This window comes from Streptomyces doebereineriae (assembly GCF_031845645.1).
GTDB classification, from domain to species: Bacteria; Actinomycetota; Actinomycetes; order Streptomycetales; family Streptomycetaceae; genus Streptomyces; species Streptomyces canus.
In genome coordinates this window covers 56,327-79,447 of the sequence record NZ_JAVREZ010000027.1, presented here as the reverse complement: position 1 = coordinate 79,447, position 23,121 = coordinate 56,327, and the positions used below count along the sequence as shown (strand labels likewise).

At 71.0% G+C, this 23,121-nt stretch carries 22 protein-coding genes; 9 read left to right on the top strand and 13 right to left on the bottom strand.

The features are described 5' to 3' along the window. Positions 1-106 precede the first annotated feature (106 nt). Positions 107-1,525, bottom strand: coding sequence for a HEAT repeat domain-containing protein (locus RNB18_RS45595; protein ID WP_311720039.1), 1,419 nt, complete (start codon positions 1,523-1,525; stop codon positions 107-109). A 301-nt stretch (positions 1,526-1,826) separates the two neighbouring features. Then, the gene (locus RNB18_RS45590) at positions 1,827-2,219 is read right to left on the bottom strand and encodes an ankyrin repeat domain-containing protein (RefSeq protein ID WP_311720037.1); all 393 of its coding nucleotides are present in this window, start codon (positions 2,217-2,219) and stop codon (positions 1,827-1,829) included. Positions 2,220-2,434: 215 nt separating this feature from the next. Here RNB18_RS45590 and RNB18_RS45585 point away from each other — a divergent pair, with 215 nt between their 5' ends. Continuing rightward, the gene (locus RNB18_RS45585; protein WP_007380617.1) at positions 2,435-2,629 is read left to right on the top strand and encodes a hypothetical protein; all 195 of its coding nucleotides are present in this window, start codon (positions 2,435-2,437) and stop codon (positions 2,627-2,629) included. A gap of 40 nt (positions 2,630-2,669) precedes the next feature. Beyond that, positions 2,670-4,292, top strand: coding sequence for an ATP-binding protein (locus RNB18_RS45580; protein WP_311720036.1), 1,623 nt, complete (start codon positions 2,670-2,672; stop codon positions 4,290-4,292). A gap of 72 nt (positions 4,293-4,364) precedes the next feature. On the opposite strand, the gene RNB18_RS45575 is transcribed toward RNB18_RS45580, so the two are convergent. After that, the gene (locus tag RNB18_RS45575; RefSeq protein ID WP_311720035.1) at positions 4,365-5,864 is read right to left on the bottom strand and encodes an SCO1417 family MocR-like transcription factor; all 1,500 of its coding nucleotides are present in this window, start codon (positions 5,862-5,864) and stop codon (positions 4,365-4,367) included. Positions 5,865-5,928: 64 nt separating this feature from the next. On the opposite strand from RNB18_RS45575, the gene yczE reads away from it, so the two are divergent. The 4 genes from yczE (at position 5,929) to RNB18_RS45555 (ending at position 9,436) form a co-directional block, all read left to right on the top strand. Then, the gene (yczE, locus tag RNB18_RS45570; RefSeq protein ID WP_311720034.1) at positions 5,929-6,618 is read left to right on the top strand and encodes a membrane protein YczE; all 690 of its coding nucleotides are present in this window, start codon (positions 5,929-5,931) and stop codon (positions 6,616-6,618) included. After that, a complete protein-coding gene (locus tag RNB18_RS45565; RefSeq protein WP_311720033.1) occupies positions 6,615-7,382 on the top strand; it encodes a glycerophosphodiester phosphodiesterase in 768 nt (255 codons plus the stop codon). The genes yczE and RNB18_RS45565 overlap by 4 nt, the downstream gene beginning before the upstream one ends. A gap of 56 nt (positions 7,383-7,438) precedes the next feature. Next, positions 7,439-8,794, top strand: coding sequence for an MFS transporter (locus RNB18_RS45560; protein ID WP_311720032.1), 1,356 nt, complete (start codon positions 7,439-7,441; stop codon positions 8,792-8,794). Between the two features lie 267 nt (positions 8,795-9,061). Next, a complete protein-coding gene (locus RNB18_RS45555) occupies positions 9,062-9,436 on the top strand; it encodes an RNA polymerase-binding protein RbpA (protein ID WP_003977404.1) in 375 nt (124 codons plus the stop codon). Between the two features lie 99 nt (positions 9,437-9,535). On the opposite strand, the gene fxsA is transcribed toward RNB18_RS45555, so the two are convergent. The 4 genes from fxsA to RNB18_RS45535 form a co-directional block, all read right to left on the bottom strand. Continuing rightward, positions 9,536-10,102, bottom strand: a complete 567-nt coding sequence (gene fxsA, locus RNB18_RS45550) for an FxsA family membrane protein (protein ID WP_311720031.1) — start codon at positions 10,100-10,102, stop codon at positions 9,536-9,538. 72 nt (positions 10,103-10,174) lie between these two features. Further along, the gene (locus RNB18_RS45545; RefSeq protein ID WP_311720030.1) at positions 10,175-10,969 is read right to left on the bottom strand and encodes a polyprenol monophosphomannose synthase; all 795 of its coding nucleotides are present in this window, start codon (positions 10,967-10,969) and stop codon (positions 10,175-10,177) included. Positions 10,970-11,519: 550 nt separating this feature from the next. After that, positions 11,520-13,115, bottom strand: a complete 1,596-nt coding sequence (locus RNB18_RS45540) for an amidohydrolase (protein WP_311720028.1) — start codon at positions 13,113-13,115, stop codon at positions 11,520-11,522. A gap of 69 nt (positions 13,116-13,184) precedes the next feature. Then, on the bottom strand, positions 13,185-13,625 hold the full coding sequence (locus RNB18_RS45535; RefSeq protein WP_004002750.1) for an Lrp/AsnC family transcriptional regulator: 441 nt from the start codon (positions 13,623-13,625) through the stop codon (positions 13,185-13,187). Positions 13,626-13,893: 268 nt separating this feature from the next. On the opposite strand from RNB18_RS45535, the gene RNB18_RS45530 reads away from it, so the two are divergent. Next, the gene (locus RNB18_RS45530; RefSeq protein ID WP_311720027.1) at positions 13,894-14,328 is read left to right on the top strand and encodes a hypothetical protein; all 435 of its coding nucleotides are present in this window, start codon (positions 13,894-13,896) and stop codon (positions 14,326-14,328) included. A 10-nt stretch (positions 14,329-14,338) separates the two neighbouring features. Here RNB18_RS45530 and RNB18_RS45525 read toward each other — a convergent pair whose 3' ends face one another. The 3 genes from RNB18_RS45525 to RNB18_RS45510 all read right to left on the bottom strand — a co-directional run bounded on the left by RNB18_RS45525 (position 14,339) and on the right by RNB18_RS45510 (position 18,086). Beyond that, positions 14,339-15,433 (bottom strand): phosphotransferase family protein, encoded by a 1,095-nt coding sequence (locus tag RNB18_RS45525; RefSeq protein ID WP_311720026.1) that lies wholly within the window; start codon positions 15,431-15,433, stop codon positions 14,339-14,341. 30 nt (positions 15,434-15,463) lie between these two features. Continuing rightward, positions 15,464-16,576 carry a hypothetical protein gene (locus RNB18_RS45520; protein WP_311720025.1) on the bottom strand — a complete coding sequence of 371 codons (1,113 nt, stop codon included), beginning with the start codon at positions 16,574-16,576 and terminating at the stop codon, positions 15,464-15,466. Positions 16,577-16,913: 337 nt separating this feature from the next. Further along, positions 16,914-18,086 (bottom strand): acyl-CoA dehydrogenase, encoded by a 1,173-nt coding sequence (locus tag RNB18_RS45510; protein WP_311720024.1) that lies wholly within the window; start codon positions 18,084-18,086, stop codon positions 16,914-16,916. A 343-nt stretch (positions 18,087-18,429) separates the two neighbouring features. Here RNB18_RS45510 and RNB18_RS45505 point away from each other — a divergent pair, with 343 nt between their 5' ends. Then, on the top strand, positions 18,430-19,662 hold the full coding sequence (locus RNB18_RS45505) for a glycoside hydrolase family 18 protein (protein ID WP_311720023.1): 1,233 nt from the start codon (positions 18,430-18,432) through the stop codon (positions 19,660-19,662). A 60-nt stretch (positions 19,663-19,722) separates the two neighbouring features. Here RNB18_RS45505 and RNB18_RS45500 read toward each other — a convergent pair whose 3' ends face one another. The 3 genes from RNB18_RS45500 to RNB18_RS45490 form a co-directional block, all read right to left on the bottom strand. After that, complete coding sequence (locus RNB18_RS45500) at positions 19,723-20,382, bottom strand: TetR/AcrR family transcriptional regulator (protein WP_266525954.1); 660 nt, start codon at positions 20,380-20,382, stop codon at positions 19,723-19,725. Positions 20,383-20,447: 65 nt separating this feature from the next. Beyond that, positions 20,448-20,588: an SCO1431 family membrane protein gene (locus RNB18_RS45495; RefSeq protein ID WP_311720022.1), complete on the bottom strand. Its 141-nt coding sequence runs from the start codon at positions 20,586-20,588 to the stop codon at positions 20,448-20,450. 140 nt (positions 20,589-20,728) lie between these two features. Then, positions 20,729-22,090, bottom strand: coding sequence for a peptidase C39 family protein (locus tag RNB18_RS45490; protein ID WP_311720021.1), 1,362 nt, complete (start codon positions 22,088-22,090; stop codon positions 20,729-20,731). A gap of 247 nt (positions 22,091-22,337) precedes the next feature. On the opposite strand from RNB18_RS45490, the gene RNB18_RS45485 reads away from it, so the two are divergent. Next, complete coding sequence (locus RNB18_RS45485) at positions 22,338-22,958, top strand: uridine kinase family protein (protein WP_311720069.1); 621 nt, start codon at positions 22,338-22,340, stop codon at positions 22,956-22,958. Positions 22,959-23,121: the final 163 nt, after the last annotated feature.

Here is a 23,121-nt window from a genome sequence, read left to right as displayed (position 1 = left end):
GCACCCGAGCAGGTCAGGCCGTGTCCATGCCGACCTGACCCGCGAGTCACCCCGAGTTCACCGGGCGGGTGCGAGAGGGCCCGGAGGTCCACACCCGCGGGTGGTCTCACATGGCCGCGGTGTCCGGTCCGATACGGCTGCGGACGGCCGTCTGGACCTCGGCCTCCTCGGCCGGATCGGCGGCCAGCCGACGCAGTCGCTCGACGACCCGGGCGTCTCCGGTCTCGGCGTGCCGGGCGGCGATCTCGCGGGTGGTCTCCTCGCAGTCCCAGAGGCATTCGACGGCGAAGCCGGTGGCGAAGGAGGGGTCCGTGGCGGCGAGCGCGCGGGCGGCACGGCCACGGAGATGGGAGGAGGCCGTCTCCCGGTAGATGTGGCGCAGCACAGGCGCGGCGCAGGCGATGCCGAGGCGTCCGGTGCCGTCGACGAGGGTCCACAGGGTGGGGGCGTCGGGGCCCTCGCCCCGTACGGCCTCCCGGAGGGCCGCGAGCACCAGGTCCCGGTCCTGGGCGCCGCCCAGGCAGGCGAGCATGCGTCCGGCGGCGGCGCCCAGTGGATCGGGCCGTCGGGCCCAGCCACGCGCGCGGTCGACAGCGGCGATACTGCGCATGCGTTCGAACGAGTCGAGGGCGGCCTCCACGACGACCGGTGAGCCGGTGACGACGGCCAGCTCGATCAGGTCGAAGGCATCGGGATCATTGCTGTCGGCGAGGTAGCGCAGAGCGGTGGCCCGGGCCCCGTCGGTGCCGTCCTTGGCCGCCGCGAGGATCTCGGGCCGGTCCTCGGGGCCCGCGACGGCGGACAGACAGCGGGCGGCCGGCACATGCAGCGCGGCGCCCCGCTCGACGCCCTGCTGGGCCCACTCGAAGACGGCCTGCACGCTCCACCCGGGGCGGGGCCCGGCGGGCCGCATCTGGCGTTGCCAGCGGTCGAAACAGCCGGCCTCCTGAGCGGCACGCACACGTGTGGAGACGGATTCGCGGGGATCGTCGGCCCACAGCCGCCACGGCCTCGGTTCGAAGGCGTCGCGGACGACGGCGGCCAGCTCGGCCTCACCCTCGGGATCGGTGGCGAAACGCGCGAGCACGGGTGCGGCGAGGGCACGCAGACCGGCGTCGTCGTCCCGCAGCGCCAGTTCATCCAGTGCCCAGGCCCAGTTGGAGCCCGAGGCGGCATACCTGCGCAGCAGTTCGAGCGCGTCGCGCCTGCCGTAGGAGGCGAGGTGGCCGAGGACGGCGAGGGCGAGGCCCGTGCGCGACTCCTCGGTGTCGAAGACGTCGTCCACCTCGAAGAGGTGCGCCTCGATCTCGTCCAGCTCGCCATTGAGGTCGAGGAAAAGACGGGCGTAGTACAGCGAGCGGTTCTCCACCTGCCAGTCGTGGCGGGGATCGCGCAGCACGCAGTGGTTCAGGGCCGCGAGCGCCTCGGCGCGCGGGGCGGTGAGCGCGTGCAGTGTGCCGTCGCCGCGGCCCCGCTGGAGCAGGCCGAGCAGCGTACCGCTGGGCGCTATGACCGGATCGAACATGGGAAACAGCCTCACATCAAGCGTCGACGCAACCGGGGACGTGCATTACCTGGCCGCGTGACAACACGTCGGGGCGCCCGCCGTTTCCTGCTTGCTGTAAGCCATCTTCCTCTGCCTCTCGTCGGTGGCCCATGCGGACCCGCATCACGGTCCGCGCGGTGCGGCATCACCTGCCCTGCCATCACGTCCGTGAACCACGACGTCATGATGACTCGGCACTTCCATCTGCCGCGACCGAAATTTCGGCGGCCTTGTACCGCCTCCCCCGTTATCTGTGTTTTCGCTGGTCAGAACATACGGATCAGTGTGCGCCGAACAGTTCGAGCAGTTCCGCCCTGCCGAACATCCGGGCCGTGTCCAGGGCCGAGGGGGTGCCCTCGGCCGGATCGGCGCCACCCTCCAACAGGGCCTTGATGACGTCCGTGGAGCCCTTGAAGACCGCCCCGGCGAGGGGTGTCTGCCCGCGGTCGTTGACGCCGCCGGCCGCCGCCCCACGCTCGACGAGCGCACGCACCGCGTTAGCGTGACCGTGGTAGGCGGCGAGCATCACGAGTGAGTCCCCGCGGTCGTTGGTGAGGCCTGCGGGAACGCCCGCGTCGACGTACGCCACGAGCGCTTCGGTCTGTCCCTGCCGGGCCAGGTCGAAGATCTTGGTCGCCAGCTCCACGACCTCGGGGTCGGGGGCTTCAGTCATCGGCCGATCCGCCTCTCATACAACCGTTCAGGTGAATCGCAAGGGTACTGGCTCGCGCGGCACATGACCCGAAGCGCCGGACGTAAGGACACCACGGCTCTGCCAACCAAGTGAAATCACAGGAAATTCAACCATTTGCACCTTTTGTCGTATGGATACATGCTGTGATCCTGGAAGTACTCATGGTGACTGTCCCCACGAACCAGGAGCACCAAATGATCCTCTCCATCTCGGGTGTCGTACTGCTCGGCATCGTCGTCTTCATCTTCTTCCGCAAGGACGGGCTCAAGGCCTCGCACGCCCTGATCTCGGCGCTGTTCGGCTTCTATCTGGCCAGCACCGCCATCGCCCCGAGCATCAAGGCCGGCGGCGAGAGCCTGGCGAGCCTCCTCGGCGGCATCAAGTTCTGACGCCGCCCCTCCCGTCCGTACGCACCTCCAGGAGACCGCAGTGGCTCGCCGCCCCCTCCCCCGCATCCTGAGCACAGGCAGCGCGCAGATCGCCCGGAGCCGGGAGCTGGCCCGGACGGCGGCCGACAGCGCCACCGACGTCCTCCACCCGCTGATCACGATGACACGCGGTCTGCGCCGGCTGGCCTCGGCCGGGCGGCGCAAGTGGGCCGAGGCCCCCAAGGACCGGCGCGGGCCGCTGCTTTTCCTGGTGGCCTCGGTGGTCCTGGTCGTGGCGCTCGTTCCGTACGGTCCGCTGCTCGCCGTCATCAGCCTGATGGCGGCGGCGGCCTGGCAGGGCCGGGACCGCAGGCCGTCGGAGCCGGAAGGGCCCGACGAGTCGCAGACACAGCGCCTCCAGTCGCTGTACGAAGCGCTCGTCCCGTACTTCTCGGCGGCCGAGGACCCGGCCCCGCTGTACACGCACGGCGGCGAGTGGGAGAAAGCCTTCCCCGCGTACGACTTCGACGGCACCGGGCGCATCACCCATCTGCTGATCAGCTACCCGGCGTACTTCGCCGACGGCGATGCCGAGGCCCGGGCCCGCGTGGAGCAACTGCTGCACGCCAAGTCGGGCCGGGGCCGCGAGTACCACTTCACCTGGGACGAGGAAGGCAACCAGCTCACGGTCACCGTCCTCGCCCCGCTGCCCACCGACATCGCCGCCCAGCGGTTCGTCACCGCCCCGGGCGAGACGGTCCTCGGCTTCACCGACCCCACCCAGGTCCAGCGCACCCTGCCGCTCGGCTACGGCGACGGACAGCGCGACGTCCCGCCGGTCGTCTGGCGCACCGGCATCCGCTCCACCGAGCCGCACCTGCTCGTCATGGGCCAGCCGGGCAGCGGCACCTCGACCCTGCTGCGCTCGATCGCGCTCCAGGCCCTTCAGTACGGCGATGTCGTCATCGTCGAGGGCGGCAGCACCGCCGAGTACGCGTGCCTGACCGGGCGGGACGGGGTCCTCGCGGTCGAGGGCGGACTGGCAGGAGCACTGGCGAGCCTGGAGTGGGCGGCGACCGAGACGGAGCGCCGTCTCATCGCGACCAACCGGGCCCGTCAGGCCGGCCGGCCCTCGCCGGACGACACCAAGCGCCCGCTGTGGATCCTCCTCGACCGCCCGAGCGCCTTCACCCACCTGGCCGCCGCGGACGGTCGCAAGGATCCGCAGTCCCTCCTCCAGGTCCCCCTTCGGCATGGCCGCGCGGCGAATGTCACGGTGGTGGTGGCCGATCAGTTCGACAGCGCGGAGGCGTTGAGCGATCCGGTACGGCAGCACACGCGCGCGCGTGTCGTGCTGGGCCCGGCGACGCCGGACCAGTTGGAGACGTTCCTGGGGGCGCCCCCGCACACGACCCCGGCGGGGCAGGTCCCGCCCGGCCGCGGGTACGCCCGTCTGGGGACGGGACCGGTCCATCGTCTCCAGGTGCCGGCCACTCCGGACCCGTACGACGAAGCGACGAGCGAGGCGGACCGGCAGGCGGTGCTGACGCTGCTGCCGGCGCGGACGACTCCGGCCGACGGGGAGACGGTCACCTCGGAGGCGGAGCCGGAAGCGGCCCCCTCGGAAGCGGAGCCGGTCCTCTCGAAAGCGGAGCCGGAAGCGGTGGCCGCGGAAGCGCCGTGACCAGCAGGTGCAGCTGCCGTCAGTCGCACAGCGCCGAGGCCCCGACCGCCCCGACCAGCCGCCCGCTCCGTCTCAGGCGACGAACGTACGCGGCGCCTCCCCGCCCGCGGACCCGCCGCTCTCCACCACCCGCGCCGCCGCGGCCAGCCGCGCCGCGGCCTCGTCGGCCACCGCTCCCCCGACGGTGAACGGCAGTCGCACATAGCCCTCGAAGGCCCCGTCGACCCCGAACCGCGGTCCCGACGGCACGCGTACGCCCACCCGCTCGCCCACTTCCGCCAGCCGCGAGCCGGACAACCCCCCGGCCCGCACCCACAGCGTCAGGCCACCCTGCGGCACCTCGAACTCCCACGACGGCAGTTCCCTGCGCATCGCCGCCACCAGCGCGTCCCGGTTCTCCCGGGCCTGTCCGCGCCGCAGTTCCACGGCCTGCTCCCACCCCCCGGTGCTGAACAGCCAGTTGACGGCCAGCTGCTCCAGCACGGGTGTGCCCAGGTCGGCATAGGCTCGGGCGGCGACCAGGCTGCGGATCACGTCCGGCGCAGCTCGCACCCACCCGATCCGCATCCCCGCCCAGAACGCCTTGCTGGCCGAGCCGACGGTGACCACCGTCGAGCCGGCCGGGTCGAACGCGCACACCTGCCGCGGCATCGAGACGTCCTCGTCCAGCCACAGCTCGATCATCGTCTCGTCGGCCACCAGCACGGTCCCCGCGGACCTTGCGGCCTCCACCAGCCGCCGCCGCTGGTCCTCGTCGGCCAGCGCACCGGTCGGATTGTGGAAGTCGGCGACGACGTAGGCGATCCGCGGCGCCGCGTCCCGCAACACCTGCCGCCAGCGGTCCACGTCCCAGCCGGTCAGCCCCTCCGCCATCGCGACGGGCACGAGCCTGGCGCCGACCTCCCGCATCAGCTGAAGGATGTTCGCGTAGGAGGGGGACTCCACCGCGATGCGCTCGCCCCGGCCACCGAACAGATGACAGATCGCGTCGATCGCGCCCATCGCCCCGGTCGTGACCATGATCTGCTCGGGCATCGTCGGGATTCCGCGCGCGGTGTACCGCTCGGCGATCATCGTCCGCAGGGCCGGAAGACCGGCCGGGTAGTCGCCGTGCGTGCGGGCGTACGGCGGCAGTTCCTCCAGGGCCCCCTGCACGGCCCGCGTCAGCCACGGCTCCGGCGCGGGCAGTGCCGCGCAGCCCAGGTCGATCATCGAGCCGAGGGCCTCGGGCGGGAGGGGTTCGAGGCCGCGCGCCGGGAGGGGATTGCCGGCCGGGACCGCCGTCCAGCTGCCCGCGCCGCGCCGGGACTCCAGGAAACCCTCGGCCCGCAGCGCCTCGTAGGCCGCCGCCACGGTCGTACGGCTGACGGACAGGGAGAGGGCCAGTTCGCGTTCCGCGGGCAGGCGGGCGGCCACCGGGACACGGCCCTCCAGGACCAGCAGGCGGATGCCGTCGGCGAGCGCGCGGTAGGCCGGCGGGCGGCGCGCGCCGGGACCTGCCGGACGGTCCTGCTGGGAGTTGAGCAGCCGGGCGAGCTGCGCCGCACCCACCGCCGAGGTCCACTGCGCCACTTAAATCAGTCCACCTTCCCCGAATTGGCCATGGATGCCGTGCCATCCCAAGCCACAGGGTGTCATGCGTCAGGCCACTACCACCACAGGGGGACCCGCCTTGTCCACGCAGAGCCGTCTCGGACGACGGTTGATCCAGCTGTACGTCGGACTCGCCCTCTACGGGGCCAGCTCGGCGCTGCTCGTCGAGGCGGGCCTCGGCCTGGAGCCCTGGGGCGTGCTGCACCAGGGCCTCGCCGAGCTGACGGGCCTGTCCATCGGCGTCGTGTCGATCATCGTGGGGGCGGCGGTACTGCTCCTGTGGATCCCGCTGCGTCAGCGGCCGGGCCTCGGCACGGTCTCCAACGTCTTCGTGGTCGGCATCGCCATGGACGCCACCCTCGCCGCGGTCCCCGAGGTGCACGGTCTCGCCGTACGGATCCCTCTGCTGCTGGCCGGCATCGTCCTCAACGGCGTGGCCACCGGCCTCTACATCGCCGCCCGCTTCGGTCCGGGTCCCAGGGACGGCCTCATGACCGGGCTGCACCGGCGGACGGGACGCTCGATCCGGCTGATGCGGACCGCGGTCGAAGTGGCCGTCGTGGTCACGGGATTCGTCCTCGGCGGCACCATCGGCATCGGAACCGTCCTCTACGCGGTGTCCATCGGCCCACTCGCCCAGCTCTTCCTGCGTGTGTTCGCCGTCCTTCCGGCATCCGACGGCAGCACGGTCGTTGCCGGCGGGCAACCGCGGGGAGCGATACTGCGTCCGTGACCTCGCGGATACGCCACCCCTACCTGGACCATCCCGGCCCCATCCCCTTCGCCCACCGGGGCGGGGCAGCGGACGGCCTGGAGAACACCGCGTTCCAGTTCCGGCGGGCGGTCGAGGCGGGCTACCGGTACCTGGAGACCGACGTCCACGCCACCGCGGACGGCAAGCTGGTCGCCTTCCACGACGCGACCCTGGACCGGGTGACCGACGGGGCGGGCCGGATAGCCGACCTGCCCTGGGCGGACGTACGGCACGCACGTGTGGCGGGCAAGGAACCGGTGCCGCTGTTCGAGGAGCTCCTGGAGGCCTTCCCCGAGGCCCGCTGGAACGTCGACATCAAGGCCGGGCCCGCCCTCCAGCCGTTCCTGGACCTCATCGAGCGCACCAACACCTGGGACCGCGTCTGCGTCGGCTCGTTCTCCGAGGCGCGGGTGATGCGCGCCCAGCGGCTGGCCGGGCCGCGCCTGGCGACGTCGTACGGCACCCGGGGTGTGCTGAACCTGCGGCTGCGCTCGTGGGGAGTCCCGGCGGCACTGCGCCGCTCGGCCGTCGCCGCACAGGTGCCCGAGACCCAGTCCGGCATCCAGGTGGTCGACCACCGCTTCGTGCGCGCGGCCCACGCGCGCGGGCTGCAGGTGCACGTGTGGACCATCAACGAACCCGATCGCATGCACCGGCTTCTGGACCTGGGCGTCGATGGCATCATGACCGATCACATCGACACACTGCGCAAGGTCATGGAGGAGCGGGGCGTCTGGGTCTGACCCCGTCCCGTCCCCGGGCCGCGCACGGCACCTTCACGGGGAAGCGAGGGGCACGGGTGGGCACCGACACCGTGCGGGCGGGCTCGGCGGACGAGGCCGCCGACCGGCGGCGCGAGCAGCGCGGCTGGTACTTCTACGACTGGGCGTGCTCCGTCTACTCGACGAGCGTGCTCACCGTGTTCCTCGGCCCCTATCTGACGTCGGTCGCCAAGAACGCGGCGAACCCGGACGGCTACGTCCATCCGCTGGGCGTCCCCGTGCGGGCCGGGTCCTTCTTCGCCTACTCGGTGTCCCTGTCGGTGATCGTGGCCGTGCTGGTGATGCCCCTGGTGGGGGCCGCCGCCGACCGCAGCGGCCGCAAGAAGCCCCTCCTGGCGGCCGCCGCCTACACCGGGGCCACCGCGACGACCGGCATGTTCTTCCTCGGCGGCGACCGGTATCTCCTCGGCGGCATCCTGCTGGTCGTCGCGAACGCCGCGGCGGCCGTCGGCACCATGCTCTACAACTCCTACCTCCCGCAGATCGCCCCTCCCGAGGAACGCGACGCCGTCTCCTCCAAGGGCTGGGCCTTCGGCTACGCGGCGGGCGCCCTGGTCCTGGTCGCGAACCTCGTTCTCTACACGGGCCACGACTCCTTCGGCCTCTCCGAGAGCGCCGCGGTCCGCATCTGTCTGGCCTCGGCCGGGCTGTGGTGGGGCGCCTTCGCGTTGATTCCGCTGCGACGGCTGCGGGATCGCCGCTCCCTCGAAGAAGGACCGAAGGAAGCGACGGCACACGGCTTCCGGCAGCTCGCGGCCACCGTCCGCGGCATGCGCCGCCACCCGCTCACCCTCGCCTTCCTGCTCGCGTACCTCGTCTACAACGACGGCATCCAGACCGTGATCTCCCAGGCGTCGATCTACGGCTCGGAAGAGCTGGGTCTCGGGCAGTCGACGCTCATCGCGGCCGTGCTCCTGGTCCAGGTGCTCGCGGTGGCGGGGGCGCTGGCGCTCGGCCGGATCGCCCGGGTGTACGGGGCCAAGCGCACGATCCTCGGATCGCTGGTCGCCTGGGCGGTGATCCTCGGCGCGGGATACTTCCTGCCCGCCGGCGCACCCGTGTGGTTCTTCGTCCTGGCTTCCGGCATCGGACTCGTCCTCGGCGGCAGCCAGGCCCTGTCCCGCTCCCTGTTCTCGCATCTCGTCCCGCCCGGCAAGGAGGCCGAATACTTCTCGGCGTACGAGATGAGCGACCGCGGCATGAGCTGGCTGGGCCCGCTCCTGTTCGGGATCACCTACCAGGTAACCGGAAGTTATCGGGACGCGATCATCTCGCTGGTGGCCTTCTTCGTCATCGGATTCGCCCTGCTCGCACGGGTCCCGGTGCGGCGGGCGATCAGCGACGCGGGCAATCCCGTACCCGAAAGGATTTAGCGTTCAACACCAAAGCGCTGTAGTGTACGCGTTTGGCCTGCCAGGCGTACCGTTACTGCGCGTCAAAGATGCCGAAACGCTGGGTTACATCTGTTAGCGGATGTGACAAACCGGGCACTGGTGGGTACAACAAGGGGCGGCTACGACGGCGATGCATTGCCCGGGACGGGACCCGGAACGGGAATCTTTACCGCCGACCGGACGTTGACCGGATGACGACGACAGCGACACCTGTCCTGTGGGCGACAAGCCCGGGAGGCACGATTCATGAGTGAGCGAGCTCTTCGCGGCACGCGCCTCGTGGTGACCAGCTACGAGACGGACCGCGGCATCGACCTGGCCCCGCGCCAGGCCGTGGAGTACGCATGCGAGAAGGGACATCGCTTCGAGATGCCCTTCTCGGTCGAGGCGGAGATCCCGCCGGAGTGGGAGTGCAAGGTCTGCGGGGCCCAGGCACTCCTCGTGGACGGCGACGGCCCTGAAGAGAAGAAGGCCAAGCCCGCGCGTACGCATTGGGACATGCTGATGGAGCGACGCACCCGAGAGGAACTCGAAGAGGTCCTCGAGGAGCGTCTGGCGGTTCTGCGTTCCGGCGCGATGAACATCGCTGTTCATCCCCGGGACAGCCGCAAGTCGGCCTGAGCGGGAACACAGCGCATACAAGTAACCGCGGGCGCGGTACGTGATTCACTCACGTACCGCGCCCGCGGTTTGTGCTGCCCGCGGCTGCCCGCGGACGCCTCAGCGCGTGAGCGGCGGTCGTGGCTCCCGCGGGGTGTCGTCGCCCGGCTCCTCCCGGACGATGACCTCACCCTGGACCACCTTGCCGTCGGGCCGCTGCATACGGGCCTGCTGGAAGGCATCGCTCAGGGTGCCCGGGGCGGCCTCGCGCAGCTTGCGGTCGAAGGTGCGCTCGGCGTACCGGCCGATGGCCTTCTGGACCGGCGGGATCAGCAGGAGCAGGCCCACGGCGTCGGAGATCAGGCCGGGGATCATCAGGAGCAGGCCGCCCAGCATCATCAGCCCGTTGCCACTGCTGCCGGAGCTCGAGGGGGCCCCGCCCCGCTGGAGCGCCTCATTCAGGTTCTGGAAGGCGCGGCGGCCGGCCCGCTTGATGACCACCGAGCCGAGCACGAAGCCCGCGACCAGCAGCAAGAACACCGCGAATCCGCTCGCCGCGCCCGCGACCACGGTCAGCAGCCAGATCTCCAGCACCAGCCAGGCGGCGAGGCCCAGCGGCAGGAAGGTGCGCATACGGGAGCGGCGGGGCCGGGCGGGGTACGTGGGAGTCGGAGCGCCTGTCGTCATACGTCCAGTGTGCCTGGGTGCGGCTCAGCACGGGATAAGGGGACGATCAGCCGCAGCTGTGAGGCCGTAGGACTACGGCTGTGCGCGCTTTCCCCGCCCTGTGATCCTGCCGACCCGCTCCCCCACACCCCAGGTGGTCACCCGCCACAGGGCCTCCACGAGGATGTCGCGACTCATCTTGGAGTCGCCGAGTTCGCGCTCCACGAAGGTGATCGGCACCTCGACGACGTGGTAACCGGCCTTGACCGCGCGGCGGGCGAGGTCGACCTGGAAGCAGTAGCCCTGGGAGGCGACGTCGTCGAGGCCGAGGCCTTCGAGGGTCTCCCGGCGGAAGGCGCGGTAGCCGCCGGTGATGTCACGGAGCGGAAGGTCGAGGGCCACACGTGAGTAGAGGCTGCCGCCGCGGGAGATGAACTCGCGGGACTTGGGCCAGTTCACGACCCGGCCGCCGGGCACCCAGCGGGAGCCGAGGACCAGGTCGGCGTTCCTGAGGGCGGTCAGCAGGCGAGGCAGTTCCTCGGGCTGGTGGGAGCCGTCGGCGTCCATCTCGACCAGGACGCCGTAGCCGTGCTCCAGGCCCCAGTGGAAGCCCGCGAGATAGGCCGCGCCGAGGCCCTCCTTGCCCTTGCGGTGCAGCACCTGGACCTGGTCGTCCTCGACGGCCAGTTCGTCGGCGAGCTTGCCGGTGCCGTCGGGGCTGTTGTCGTCGGCCACGAGGACGTGGGCCTCCGGGACGGCCTTGCGTACCCGGCCGACGATGGCCTTGATGTTCTCCGCCTCGTTGAAGGTCGGAATGATCACCAACGCCGTGCCGAGCGGGCCGAATCGCCTCTCCTGGCCCGTGTGGGTCCCGTCGCCGTCGTTCACTGCTGCCCCTTCGAGTCATTGCGCAGGCGTCCACCATAGTGCGCACGGCCTGCGATGACGTGACAAGGCGTTCGTATGCTGGTGTCGTTTTCCCAAGAGTGGGGTAAGCATCATAGTTTCGGCCATCATGGCAAAAACGCCGCCCTCGCTGCGGATGGGGGCCCGGCGCCCTTCGGGCCGACCTGGGGCCCGCTGGCTGCGGGTCGACCGAAAGCCGTTGTCTACTGAGCGCCCGGGCCCCACCCGGGTCACACCTCCCCGGCCGGACGGAACGTCCCCTCGCCGTGGCGCGAGCGCTGGGCCTGGCTCCCAGTGACGGTGTTCCGGTGCGGCACACCGTCCCTGACCCAGCGGCGCTGCGACGACTGGGCGGAGATTCCCCGGTCGGGCGTCCGGTGGTGGACCCGGCCGAACCTACCGGCCCCCTGCCGTCGGCTGTCAACAGTCGTTTGACCTGCACGTCTGTCGCCAACGCCCTGGTCAGAGCGGAGGATACGCAGGTCGCGCGACAGCGCGGCGGCGGGCGATCCGTGCCGCGCCACCCCGGAGATCACTCGCCCGGCCGTACGAAGACCGTCCGTCCGCCGACCACGGTCCGCAGGCAGACGGGCAGGTCACGGCCCGGCGTCAGGTCGGGCAGACCCGGGGTGCCGGAGCGAGGGTCGGTGGACCAGCGGGCGACCCGGTCGTCGGGGGCCTGCACGACCAGTTCCTCGGTACGCCACACGGCGTAGTCCGCAGGGGCGCCGGGCACCAGGACTCCCGCGTCGTCCCGGCCGATCGCCCGCCAGCCACCGCGGGTGTGCGCGGTGAAAGCGGCGCGTACGGAGATGCGGTGCCCGGGGGTGCGGTGGAAGGCGGCCGCGCGGAGCGTGCCCCACGGGTCGAGAGGGGTGACGGGGCTGTCGGAGCCGAAGGCGAGCGGGACACCGGCCCGCAGGAGGGCCGCGAAGGGGTTCAGACGGCTCGCCCGCTCCCGGCCCAGGCGCCGGGCGTACATGCCGTCCTCGCCGCCCCACAGGGCGTCGAAGGCGGGCTGCACGGAGGCGGTCAGACCGAGCTCGGCGAAGGCGGCGACGGCCTCGGGGGTGAGCATCTCGACGTGCTCGACGCGGTGCCGGGCGGCACGGACGCGGGCGAGGCCGAGCTTCTCCGCGACGGTGCGGACGCCCTCGACCACGGCGCCCACCGCCGCGTCGCCGATCGCGTGGAAGCCGGCCTGCAGGCCCGCCTCGGTGCAGGCGGTGACATGGTCGGCCACGGCGGCGGCGTCCAGGTAGGCGATCCCGGTGTGGTCGGCGTCGGTGTACGGCTCGTGCAGGCACGCCGTGTGGGAACCGAGGGCGCCGTCGACGAAGAGGTCTCCGGCAGCGCCGAGCGCACCGAGCTGCCGCGCCTTGGCAACGCCTTCATCGGCCCGCTCGGCCCAGTAGCCGACCACCCTGGGGCCCGGCTCCTGGCTCGCGAGCCGCAGCAGCCCGGTGAAGTCGTCCTCGGAGGAGATCTCGGGGCCTGCGCATTCGTGAAGCGTTCCGATGCCCAGGGAGGCGGCGTGGGCGAGGGCGGCGCGCTGCGCTTCCGCGCGTTGGGCCGGGGAGACGGAGGCGAGCGCCTTGGAGCGGACCGCGTGGTGGGCGTCGGCCGTCAGGGGACCGTCCACTGCTCCGAGGGACGCCATGTCGAGCAGCGCCGTCGTAGCCACCGCCGAGTGGACGTCGATGCGGCTCAGATAGAGCGGGCGGCCGCCTGTGGCTGCGTCGAGTTCCGCGCGCGTGGGAGGGCGGTTGTCGGGCCAGCGGGAGGCGTCCCAGCCGTGACCGAGGAGGACGCGGTCGCCGGGGCGGGCGGCGGCGAAGTCTCGTACGCGGGCCAGGACGGCGGACAGATCAGGTGCGGTGGACAGGTCCAGGCCGGTGAGGGCAAGGCCCGTGGCGGTTGTGTGCACATGTGCGTCTGTGAACGCAGGGGTGACCAGAGCGCCGTCCAGGTCCACGACCTCGTCGACGCCGTCCGCGAAGGCGTCGGCGGCACCTTCGGAACCGACCCAGGCCACCTGTCCACGCTCGACGACCATCGCGGTGGCGAAAGGGTCGGCAGGGCTGTGGACTTCGCCTCGGCGGAGGAGGACGGTCTGCTGTGCGCTCATGAGGGACAGTGTTTCAGGGGCCGTCCCGCCGTGGGGCTGCGCCCCTGAGTCGGCACGGTCCTCGCCGGATCAGATGCGCGGTGGCCTTGCCTCGTACGGGGTCGACAGGACCACCGTCGTACGCGTCGAGACCCCCGCCAGGCTCCTGAGCCTCGCGAGCAGCTCCTCCAGTTCGTGCGGGGTCGCCACCCGGACTTTCAGGATGTAGTTCTCGTCGCCCGCCACGCTGTGGCACGCCTCGATCTCGGGGACGCCGGCCAGGCGGTCCGCGATGTCGTCGGGGGCGCTGGGGTCGAAGGGTTTCACCGAGATGAAGGCGGTCATGGGCAGGCCCACCGCCTCGGGGTCGACCACCGCGGCGTACCCGCGGATGACACCACGCTGCTCCAGCCGTCGCACCCGCTGGTGCACGGCCGAGGTGGACAGACCCGTGGCCTTGCCCAGGTCCGTGTAACTCATCCGCCCGTCCTTGACGAGCAGCTGCACGATTTGTCGGTCCAGCTCCTCCATGGCGCAAGAACCTACAGTGCGCCCGATCTCCTCGGATACCTGAGCGCCCCAGGTCATGCCCGGTTCGTGATGTGACCGAGAGGCGCCTGTGAGCCGCCTGAGGGACAAAACGACCGCCACGGGCATCTGCGAGCGGCATGTGACGAAGGCCACACCCACCGAACGGCCTCCGTGATGTTCTCGTGATTACCGCGATGACGGGACGGGAAGTGCTTGCTGTGGTCGAGGCCGCAGCGCCGTCACGGCCCAGTCCGAGGGGGAGAACCCAATGCAGAGTCTTCAGCGTCCTGGTCGTACCGCGCCCAAGCGCCTCCAGGCGGTTGTCGAGTCCGAGCCGGAGGGCGTCGAACCCGACGCTCTCGACGACGACTTCGACGCGTACGACACCTTCGAGATGTACCGGGTGATCTGCCCGGACTGCGCGCAGCCCATCGCCCTGCTGGCGGACGAGGAGGTGCTGCCGGAGCACGCGCTGTGCGCCTCGCCGTGGAACCCCTTCGGCCTCACCGTCTGCGCCGGTACGGGTCGCAAGGCCTCCGAGGCCCGGTCGGCGGACGAGTCGGCGGAGCCCCAGGAGCAGGACACCGCCCTCCTGTTGACGCTCCCTCAGGGACTCGACTGGCGGACCCAGCCGTTCTCGCACGTCGGTGGCCCGGGTTCGCGCCCCATGCGCGTGCCGGTGTTGCGCCGTCAGGCCGCCTGAGCCCTCTCGCTCAGTCCCAGTAGCTGCCCTGCACCATGGCTCGCAGGCTGCCGTGGTGCAGGATCAGTGTGTCCGGGTCCGCCGGGAGGTCCACCTCGCCGAAGAACGCCTGGCGGTGGGCGATGCGCAGCATGACGATCGCGTGCCGCAGCGCGGCGTACAGCGTGAAGAAGTCCATGTCGCGCGGTGTGTGGCCGGTGAGTCGGGCGTAGCGGGCCTCGACTCGGTCGCGGCGCAGGAAGTCGGGCAGTCCGCGCTGGCCGAAGGCGACCGTCAGGTCCTGGAAGAAGCGGTGCAGATAGACGGTCCAGCCGAGGTCGACCTCGCGCGGGGCCAGGGCCGCCATCTCCCAGTCCAGGACGGCGACGGGGTCGAAGCCGTCGTAGATCACGTTTCCGATGCGTGCGTCGCCCCAGTTGAGGACGGCTGGGCCCGGGTCGGCCGGCCAGAGCTGCTCCAGCCGGTCGAAGGCCTGCTCGATGAGGGGTGAGCGGGCGAGTCCGTCCACCACCCAGTCGTAGTACGCGCGTTGGGCGGTGACATGGCGGCGCAGCGCGTCGCCCTCGCCGGGCAGTTCCAGGAACGCCGCTTCTCGCATGGGGACCTGGTCGTGAAGGTGTGCCAACAGTCCGACCGTGGCGGCCTCGAGGTGTTCACGTTCGGTGTCGCTCGCGGCGTGCAGCCAGTTGCCCTCATAGGTGTAGGGCATGACATCCGGCGGTACGCGCCCCTGTACGCGCTCCATGACGAAGAAGGGTGCCCCGAGCGGGCCCGGGCCCTCCTCCAGCCACTGCGCCTTCGGGACGGGGAGGTCCGAGAAGCGACCCACCACTTCCATCGTCCGGTACTGGCGGACCATGTCGTAGACGGGAAAGACCGTGTACGCCGACGGATCCGCTGCGAGCCTCAACGCGCAGGAGCGCAAGGGCGGTTCGGGGTGTTCGATGTCGAAGAGCAGGGTCTCGCTGGACAGGCCGTTCGAAGCGGGGACCGTCACGCCGACGGCCTTCGCGCCGGGCAGGCGGGTGCCGAGCCAGGCGGTGAGGCGGTGGGCGAGCTCCTCCGGGTCGCGGGTGGTGGTGCGGGGGCGGGGTGCCGTGGCCACGTCGTCAACTCCCTTGTCTCCGGGACCGCTTCACGGGGCCACCGAGTCGAGGCCGGTGAAGCCGCTCGGGTCGTGCCGTCCGAATGATCCGTGCTCGAAGATGCCGTGGCCGATCCGGCCGTCCAGCCGGAAGCGGGCCGCGTGGTCGGTGACGCCGAACGCGGCCAGGGGGTGCGACTCGGCGAGGTCGTAGGTGCGGCGGTCGGTCCAGTCGCGGCCCTGCCAGGTGCCGTGCTGCCAGTCGTCGGCTGGCGGGTAGCCGGCGCCGAGCGCGAGCGGTGAGGAGGTGAGGACCTCCACCTCCAGCTCCATGGGCTTACGGATGTCGCCGAGGTGGATAAGGGCGCGTTCCGGGTGGCGGGTGCCCGAGCGGTAGGTGATCTCGGGCTGGGGCCAGCCGAGTTGGCGGTCGCGGTGGCCCGGGCGGACCAGCGTCGCGTCGTTGAGCGAGCGGTGGCCGTCGGCGTCCTCCTGGACGATCACCATGAGGAAGCGGTCCTCGAAGCGGACCGGACACCAGATCCAGTGAAAGCCCGCGGTCGGATGCTCCTCGGCGAGCCGGCCGCCCTCCTCCCCCGGCACCGGCCGCACACCCCAGCTGCGGTCCCGGGTCCCGGTCCAGCCCTGCACGCGCAGCTCGCGCCCGCCCACCCGGATCCAGCCGTCGCAGTGACCGGCCTGCGCGAAACGCCTGCCCTCCAGGGTGAGCCGGCCGCCCCGGCGCTGGACGTGGTGCGGTTCCCAGAGCGCCGGGAAGTCGGCACTCCAGTTGATCTCGTACGACAGCCCGTCCGGGTCGTCGGGGGCCGCCGCGCAGCTCAGCACGAAGTCGCGCAGGGGGCGTTCGACGAGGATGCGCAGTGGGCCGACGGCCAGGTTCGTCCGCGAGTCGTCCCGCAGGGCGTCCGAGGCACGCACCGCGTGCAGGGTGTCGCCGAGGCGCAGGGTCGCGTAGGCGTCGATCACCCCGAGGTTGGGGTACACACCGAGCCCGAGGATCAGCAGGGCGCGTCCGTCGTGGTCGAGAACGTGGAAGATGCAGCGGTCGTAGGCGTTGCGGTCCCCCGTCGCGACGTACTTCATGGACAGGGGCACCTGGTGCACGGGGTACTCGTCGAGCGGTACGGGGCGGTCGTCGGTCATGGCCAACCTCCCTGTCGGCAGTTGGCTGACGGTATGTCAGACCGCTGTGACTGGCCAGATGTCCGGCCGGACGTCCGCGAACTCACTCTCGATTGCGGGGAGCGGTGACCCGGCCACCGGCTTCCGCGTTGCCCCGGTATGACCCGTACGTATGCACCGGTCGCAGAATCGGTTCCGTCGGCTCCGTCCGCCTTCCGTCCGGCCCCGCCGCCGCCCCAGGACCCGCCCATCTACCGTGACCTGATGCGCACCTGGGCCAAGCGCGGCCGGACCCTTCCGGGACGCCACGACCCGGAGTGGGTCCGGCTCGCGGCGCCGCAGGTCAGACCGGGTCAGTTCAGCGGGTCTCCGGACCTGCCAGGTGACGGGCGATGACCATCCGCTGGATCTGGTTGGTGCCCTCGACGATCTGCAGGACCTTGGCCTCGCGCATGTACCGCTCGGCCGGGAAGTCCGCGGTGTAGCCATAGCCGCCGAGGACCTGGACGGCGTCGATGGTGACCTTCATCGCGGTGTCGGTGCAGTGCAGTTTGGCCATGGCCGCCTGTTTGGCGAAGGGCCGTCCGGCGTCGCGCAGCCGCGCCGCCGCGAGGTACAGCGCCCGGCCCGCCTCGATCTGGGTCGCCATGTCGGCGAGCATGAAGCGCAGCCCCTGGAAGTCGGCGATCGGCCGCCCGAACTGCTGACGCCCGGTGGCATAGCCCACCGCCTCGTCGAGGGCCGCCTGAGCCACGCCGATCGCGCAGGCCGCGATGCCGAGCCGCCCCGAGTCGAGCGCGGACAGCGCGATCGCGAAGCCCTGCCCCTCGTCGCCGATGCGCCGGGAGTCCGGGACCCGCACACCGTCGAAGTGGACCTGGGCGGTGGGCGAGCCCTTCATGCCCATCTTCTTCTCCGGCGCCGCGGCACTCACGCCCTCCGCGTCGGCCGGCACCAGGAACGCGGTGATCCCGCGCGGCCCCTCCTCACCGGTGCGCGCCATGACCGTGTAGAAGTCGGCGACGCCGCCATGCGTGATCCAGGCCTTGGTGCCGGTGATCACCCAGTCTTCGCCGTCCCGGACCGCCCTGGTGCGCAGCGAGGCCGCGTCCGAACCGGACGAGGGCTCGGAGAGGCAGTAGGCGCCGAGCAGACCGCCGCCGAGCATCGCGGGCAGGTACTCGACCCGCTGTTCCTTGGTGCCGTACGTGGCGAGCGCGTAGGAGGAGAGGGTGTGCACGCTGACACCGAGGCCGACGGTGAGGCGGGCGGCGGCGAGTTCTTCGAGGACCTGGAGGTAGACCTCGTACGGCTGGTCGGCGCCGCCGTGTTCGGAGGCGTACGGCAGACCGAGCAGGCCGGTCCGGGAGAGCAGGGTGAAGACCTCGCGCGGGAAGTGCCCGGCGCCTTCCTCCTCGGCCGCCTTCGGGGCGATCTCGTCCTGCGCGATGTCGCGGACGAGCGAGATCAGATCCCGGGCCTCGTCCGTGGGCAATTGCCGGTCCACCGGCTGCGGGGCGCGGTCGGGCATGGCGACGCTCTCCTCCCTGTAGGGCGCTGACGGACGCACGCCGTGGGGTGGGACGGCTCCGCCGGTATCACTGGACGCCGGTCGCTGCTCGCGTCTCCCGGGTCACGGAAGCTGCTGACCAGCGGCTGCGTCCTGTGAGTATGCCCGATCGGAGACACCCGGTCACTGGTTAACGACCGCTTACTTCAAGATAGCCCAGGCCGCTGACAGTCGGCCAGGAATCGGCCCCCGGATTGGTCCGAACCATTGACGCGGTGGTCTAGTCCTCCTACTGTTCCGGCAACGCTTTTCCGCGTTCATGCCAATCGGCTGGCGTTCCCCTCTCCCCCACGAGGAGACACCGATGCACTTTCCCCACCGCGCCCGTTTCCGGGCGCTGATCTCCGCCGCGTGTTGCGCGGTCCTCGGCGCGGGCCTGCTGGCGGGCGCGAGCAGCGCCACCGCCGCCGCACCCGAGGCGAGCCCGAAGGCCGCCGGCTCCAAGGTCGTCGGCTATTTCACCGAATGGGGCACCTACGACCGGAAGTACTTCGTCAAGAACATCGAGACCTCCGGCTCGGCGGCGAAGCTGACCCACATCAACTACGCCTTCGGCAACGTCACCGGAGGCAAGTGCGCGATGGGCGACGCCTACGCGGCGACCGACCGGACGTACACCGCAGCCGAGTCCGTCGACGGCGTGGCCGACACCTGGGACCAGCCGCTGCGGGGCAACTTCAACCAGTTGCGCGAGCTGAAGAAGAAGCACCCGGGCCTCAAGGTCCTCTGGTCGTTCGGCGGCTGGACCTGGTCGAGCGGCTTCGGCGAGGCCGCCCGCAACCCGGCCGCGTTCGCGCAGTCCTGCCTCGACCTGGTCGAGAACTCCAAGTGGGCCGACGTCTTCGACGGCATCGACATCGACTGGGAGTACCCGAACGCCTGCGGCAACACCTGTGACACCAGCGGCAGGGAGGCGTTCAAGAACCTGATGGCGGCGCTGCGTTCGAAGTTCGGGAGCGGGTCGCTGGTCACCGCCGCGATCACCGCGGACGCCACGGCCGGCGGCAAGATCGACGCGGCGAACTACGCGGGCGCGGCACAGTACGTCAACTGGTACAACCCGATGACGTACGACTACTTCGGCGCCTGGGACGCGTCCGGCCCGACGGCCCCCCACTCCCCGCTGAACTCCTACTCCGGCATCCCGCGGGCGGGTTACTACACCTCGGCCACCATCGCCAAGCTCAAGGGGCTCGGCATCCCGGGCTCGAAGCTGCTGCTCGGCATCGGCTTCTACGGCCGCGGGTGGACCGGAGTGACCCAGTCGGCGCCGGGCGGCACCGCGACGGGCCCGGCGGCGGGGACCTACGAACAGGGCATCGACGACTACAAGGTGCTGAAGTCCAAGTGCCCGGCCACGGGAACGGTGGGCGGCACGGCGTACGCCAAGTGCGGTAGCAACTGGTGGAGTTACGACACCCCCGCGACCATCGCGACGAAGATGACGTACAAGAACCAGCAGGGCCTGGGCGGCACGTTCTTCTGGGAGCTGAGCGGGGACACCTCGGGCGGAGAGCTGATCAGGGTGATCAACTAGCCGGACTCGAGCAGGACTTGGGGCGGGGGACCACGAGCCTCCGCCCCAACCGGTCGGCCGTCAGCCGTCGCGGCGGGCCGGTGCCGGAGCCGGATGGGTCGGATCCATCTCCTCGATGGCGCGCATCGAGGCGCCGAGCGTCTTCACCAGGAGGTCGCGCATGGTGTCGCGGGAGAGCTGGGGCGGACCGTCGATCCAGTCGAGGGTGGCGCCCTCGACGCTGCACACCCAGGCGAGCAGGCCCATGCGGGCCAGCGGGGAGATGTCGGTACGGCCGTACGCCCCGTCGGCGATGGTCGCGACGATCGCGTCGCGCACCCCGTCCCGGATGGCGTGCACCTCGGCGTCGAAACCGACCCCGCCGCTGACGACGGTGCGGTAGGCCGCCTGGTTGTGCTCGGCGTAGCGCAGATAGCTGTCCAGAGTGCGGTGGACGCGGTCCACCTGCTCCATTTCGAGGCCGCTCGCCGCGTAGGTGACCAGGTCGGCGACGGAGTCCTGGATGATCGCCAGGTAGTAGCCCCGCTTGGACTGGAAGTAGTAGTAGATCAGCCCCTTGGCGACATGCGCCTGGCGGGCGATGTCATCCATGGAGAGCGCGTCGTAGGACGTGTCCGCGAACAACTTGCGCCCGATGGCGATGAGTTCGGCGCGGCGAGCCACCGAGCGCTCGGTGCCGCGCGCCCGCGGCCGGGCTTCACGCTGATCACTGATATTCAAATTTCGACCCTGGTCTCGGGCTGGCGGCGGGACATCCGCAGTATGTCAGTCAACTACGGATCAGGTCACAGCAGACCGAGCTGCGTGACCAGCATCGCGATCACCGCGACGAGGGCCCAGCCCGCGACATGTTCGAGGATCTTCGGACCGTCGTCCTTGGGGCCGCCGGTACGGGCGCGGGCGGCTGTGGCTGAGTGTGCGGTCATGGCGTCTCGCTGATCTCGGGTGTACTGGTCGGAATCCCCCGCCGATTCGTCCACCTTGCCACTCCCGGTCGCTTTTGCGGCCGAGACCTTGGTCACAGCGAACGGCCCCCGGCGGACGCCGGGGGCCGTACCGGGGCAGCTCAGCGCACACCCACCGCCGCGAGCGCCTTGCGCTGGCGCGCGGTCGGACGGGCGGGGAAGTACACATAACAGACGCCTCCGGTGCCGGAGACGACCTTGCCGCTGGCGTTGTACCGCTTGGTGCGCAGCCAGATGTTCTCCCACTCGGACCGCTTGTAGACGCGCCGCACCGCGGCGTCACTGGGCGAGGCCGGGTCGTTGGCGATCACATCGCCCTCGGCGGTGAAGCCGATGACGGTCATCAGATGGCCGGAGGTGCCGTAACCCGCCCCCGTGAGCTCCTCCTTGAGGAACGACTGGGACGTTATGGCCGGAATGCCGGCCGCGATCAGCGTCTCCAGGTCGGTGAGTGAGCCGAGCCGGGTCACCACGCCCTGCAGGTCCTTGAAGGTGGCCGCGTAGGCCGCGTTGAACGGCCAGTTGCCGCAGCCCGCGTACTGGTAGTCGTAGGTGTACCGGGCCGCGTGGCAGACCTGCGGGTCCGCGTACGACGGGTCGACCCAAGCCAGTTGTTCCTCGGTGAGCCGGCCGCCCCAGTACTCGACGATCATCTGCGAGGAGGTGGGGCTGCACCAGGCCTCGCCGCCGTTGTCGTACTCCGGGTACTGACCCGCGTGGATCTCCTGCGAGTAGCGCGGGACGATCAGCTCCCGGGCGAGGCCGGGTACGGAGGCCGGGACGGTGAAGCGGTCGGGGACGTCCGAGCCCATCGCGCCCAGCCGCCAGACGGTCGGCGTGGTCTTCGCGCCGGGCTTGCGGTACAGGGTCAGCCGCAGCCGGTACGACGACAGGCGCAGCCCCGTCGACGGGTCGTCGATGGCGAAGGTGTCCGTCCAGATCGTGCTCTTGTCGTCGGTCTGGTCGTCGACCGAGGTGCGCTTGATGTCCCCGTCGCCGGCGGCCCAGCGTCCCATCACGTACCAGGGAGTGGCCGTGCCGTCGGAGTACGTCCCCTGGAGCTCGATCTGGATCCAGCTGCCGGCCGGGGTGCGGGCGTTCCAGGAGGCGATCACCTCGGTCGAGGGCACGGCGAGCTCGTGGACCGGGGAGGTCCAGCTCGCGTACTCCCAGGTGGCGGTGGTCCCGGTGTGCGGGTCGGTGTACTCGGTGGTGCCCGCGGGGGCGCCGATCACGACGCCGGGGCGGCTGCCGGCGACGGCACGGGTGCCCTTCGCGGTGCCCTTGCGCCAGTCGCTGTACGTGGTCCAGGCGTGGTTGTCGACCAGGCGGGCGGCAGTCTCGTCGGGTGCCGCGTCGGCCGCGCTGTCGGCGGCGGTCGCGGGGCCCGCGCTGCCGGCCACCGCGGCGGCGACCGCGACGGCCAGAACGGTTCTGCGGGACGGCTGTTCGGCTCTGCTCATGGGTGGGAAGACCCCCAGGGTGTCCGAGTCGGGGCGGGTCCAATGCACGGTTGTGCGCCAACTATGGATGAGGCGGCATGCTCCTGCCAGCACTTCGGCCCATGCCACGCCCACGAATATTGGTCTCGTCCACTGGCATGACCTGGGGACCTGTGGTTCCGCCGCCGGAGGGCGGGCCGTCACTAGACTGGCCGCGACCACCCGTCCGACCACCCGTCCACCCCTTCGCCCGTCCCCAGGAACCGTCATCCACGACCTCGCCTCCCGGCTCCGCCGACTGCCCCCGTCCTGCGGTCCGGTCCGTCTGATCGGCGTCGACGGGCATGCCGGCTCCGGAAAGTCCACGTTCGCCGGACATCTGGCCGACGCCCTCGGCGGCGCGCCGGTGCTGCGCCTCGACGACATCGCCAGCCACGACGAACTGTTCGACTGGACCGGGCGGCTACTGAGCGAGGTGATCACCCCGCTCGGCCACGGCGAGACCGCGCACTACGCCGTCTACGACTGGCACGCCCGCCGCTTCGGACCGTCCCGCGCCCTGCCGCCCGCGCCGGTGATCCTTCTGGAGGGGGTCGGCGCGGGCCGCCGGGCCCTGCGACCGCACCTTGCGCGGCTGCTGTGGATGGAGTTGCCCCGCGAGGAGTCCTGGGCACGCGGCCGCTCCCGGGACGGGGCAGAGCTGCGGGAGTTCTGGGAGGGATGGGTCGCGGCGGAACAGCGGCATTTCGCCGAAGACCCCTCCCGGCCCTTCGCCGATCTCCTGGTACGGCAGTGTCAGAAGGGGTACGCGATCACCAAAGGGCCTGCCGGGACCGTTGGACCGGACCGCGATGTCACACAGGGTGACGACCCATCGGCGATGTGTTGAACCTGTGAAGAGCCCCTCGGTAGGAACTTGCCTGAGTCGCCCAACTCCGCTTGACCGAGGGGCCGTACAGGTCTTACGTTCTGAATGTGCGGCCGTTCGAGGCCGCCCGCAGTCGCGAAGCCCCCGGTTGTTCCCCCGTGATCGGGGGCTTCGTTCTGCCCTC

Coding starts and splice junctions, on each gene's coding strand:
- RNB18_RS45595 (WP_311720039.1), bottom strand. CDS start 1,525: ATGTTCGATCCGGTCATAGCGCCCAGCGGTACGCTGCTCGGCCTGCTC.
- RNB18_RS45590 (WP_311720037.1), bottom strand. CDS start 2,219: ATGACTGAAGCCCCCGACCCCGAGGTCGTGGAGCTGGCGACCAAGATC.
- RNB18_RS45585 (WP_007380617.1), top strand. CDS start 2,435: ATGATCCTCTCCATCTCGGGTGTCGTACTGCTCGGCATCGTCGTCTTC.
- yczE (WP_311720034.1), top strand. CDS start 5,929: ATGCGTCAGGCCACTACCACCACAGGGGGACCCGCCTTGTCCACGCAG.
- RNB18_RS45555 (WP_003977404.1), top strand. CDS start 9,062: ATGAGTGAGCGAGCTCTTCGCGGCACGCGCCTCGTGGTGACCAGCTAC.
- fxsA (WP_311720031.1), bottom strand. CDS start 10,102: ATGACGACAGGCGCTCCGACTCCCACGTACCCCGCCCGGCCCCGCCGC.
- RNB18_RS45540 (WP_311720028.1), bottom strand. CDS start 13,115: ATGAGCGCACAGCAGACCGTCCTCCTCCGCCGAGGCGAAGTCCACAGC.
- RNB18_RS45535 (WP_004002750.1), bottom strand. CDS start 13,625: ATGGAGGAGCTGGACCGACAAATCGTGCAGCTGCTCGTCAAGGACGGG.
- RNB18_RS45530 (WP_311720027.1), top strand. CDS start 13,894: ATGCAGAGTCTTCAGCGTCCTGGTCGTACCGCGCCCAAGCGCCTCCAG.
- RNB18_RS45520 (WP_311720025.1), bottom strand. CDS start 16,576: ATGACCGACGACCGCCCCGTACCGCTCGACGAGTACCCCGTGCACCAG.
- RNB18_RS45510 (WP_311720024.1), bottom strand. CDS start 18,086: ATGCCCGACCGCGCCCCGCAGCCGGTGGACCGGCAATTGCCCACGGAC.
- RNB18_RS45505 (WP_311720023.1), top strand. CDS start 18,430: ATGCACTTTCCCCACCGCGCCCGTTTCCGGGCGCTGATCTCCGCCGCG.
- RNB18_RS45495 (WP_311720022.1), bottom strand. CDS start 20,588: ATGACCGCACACTCAGCCACAGCCGCCCGCGCCCGTACCGGCGGCCCC.
- RNB18_RS45490 (WP_311720021.1), bottom strand. CDS start 22,090: ATGAGCAGAGCCGAACAGCCGTCCCGCAGAACCGTTCTGGCCGTCGCG.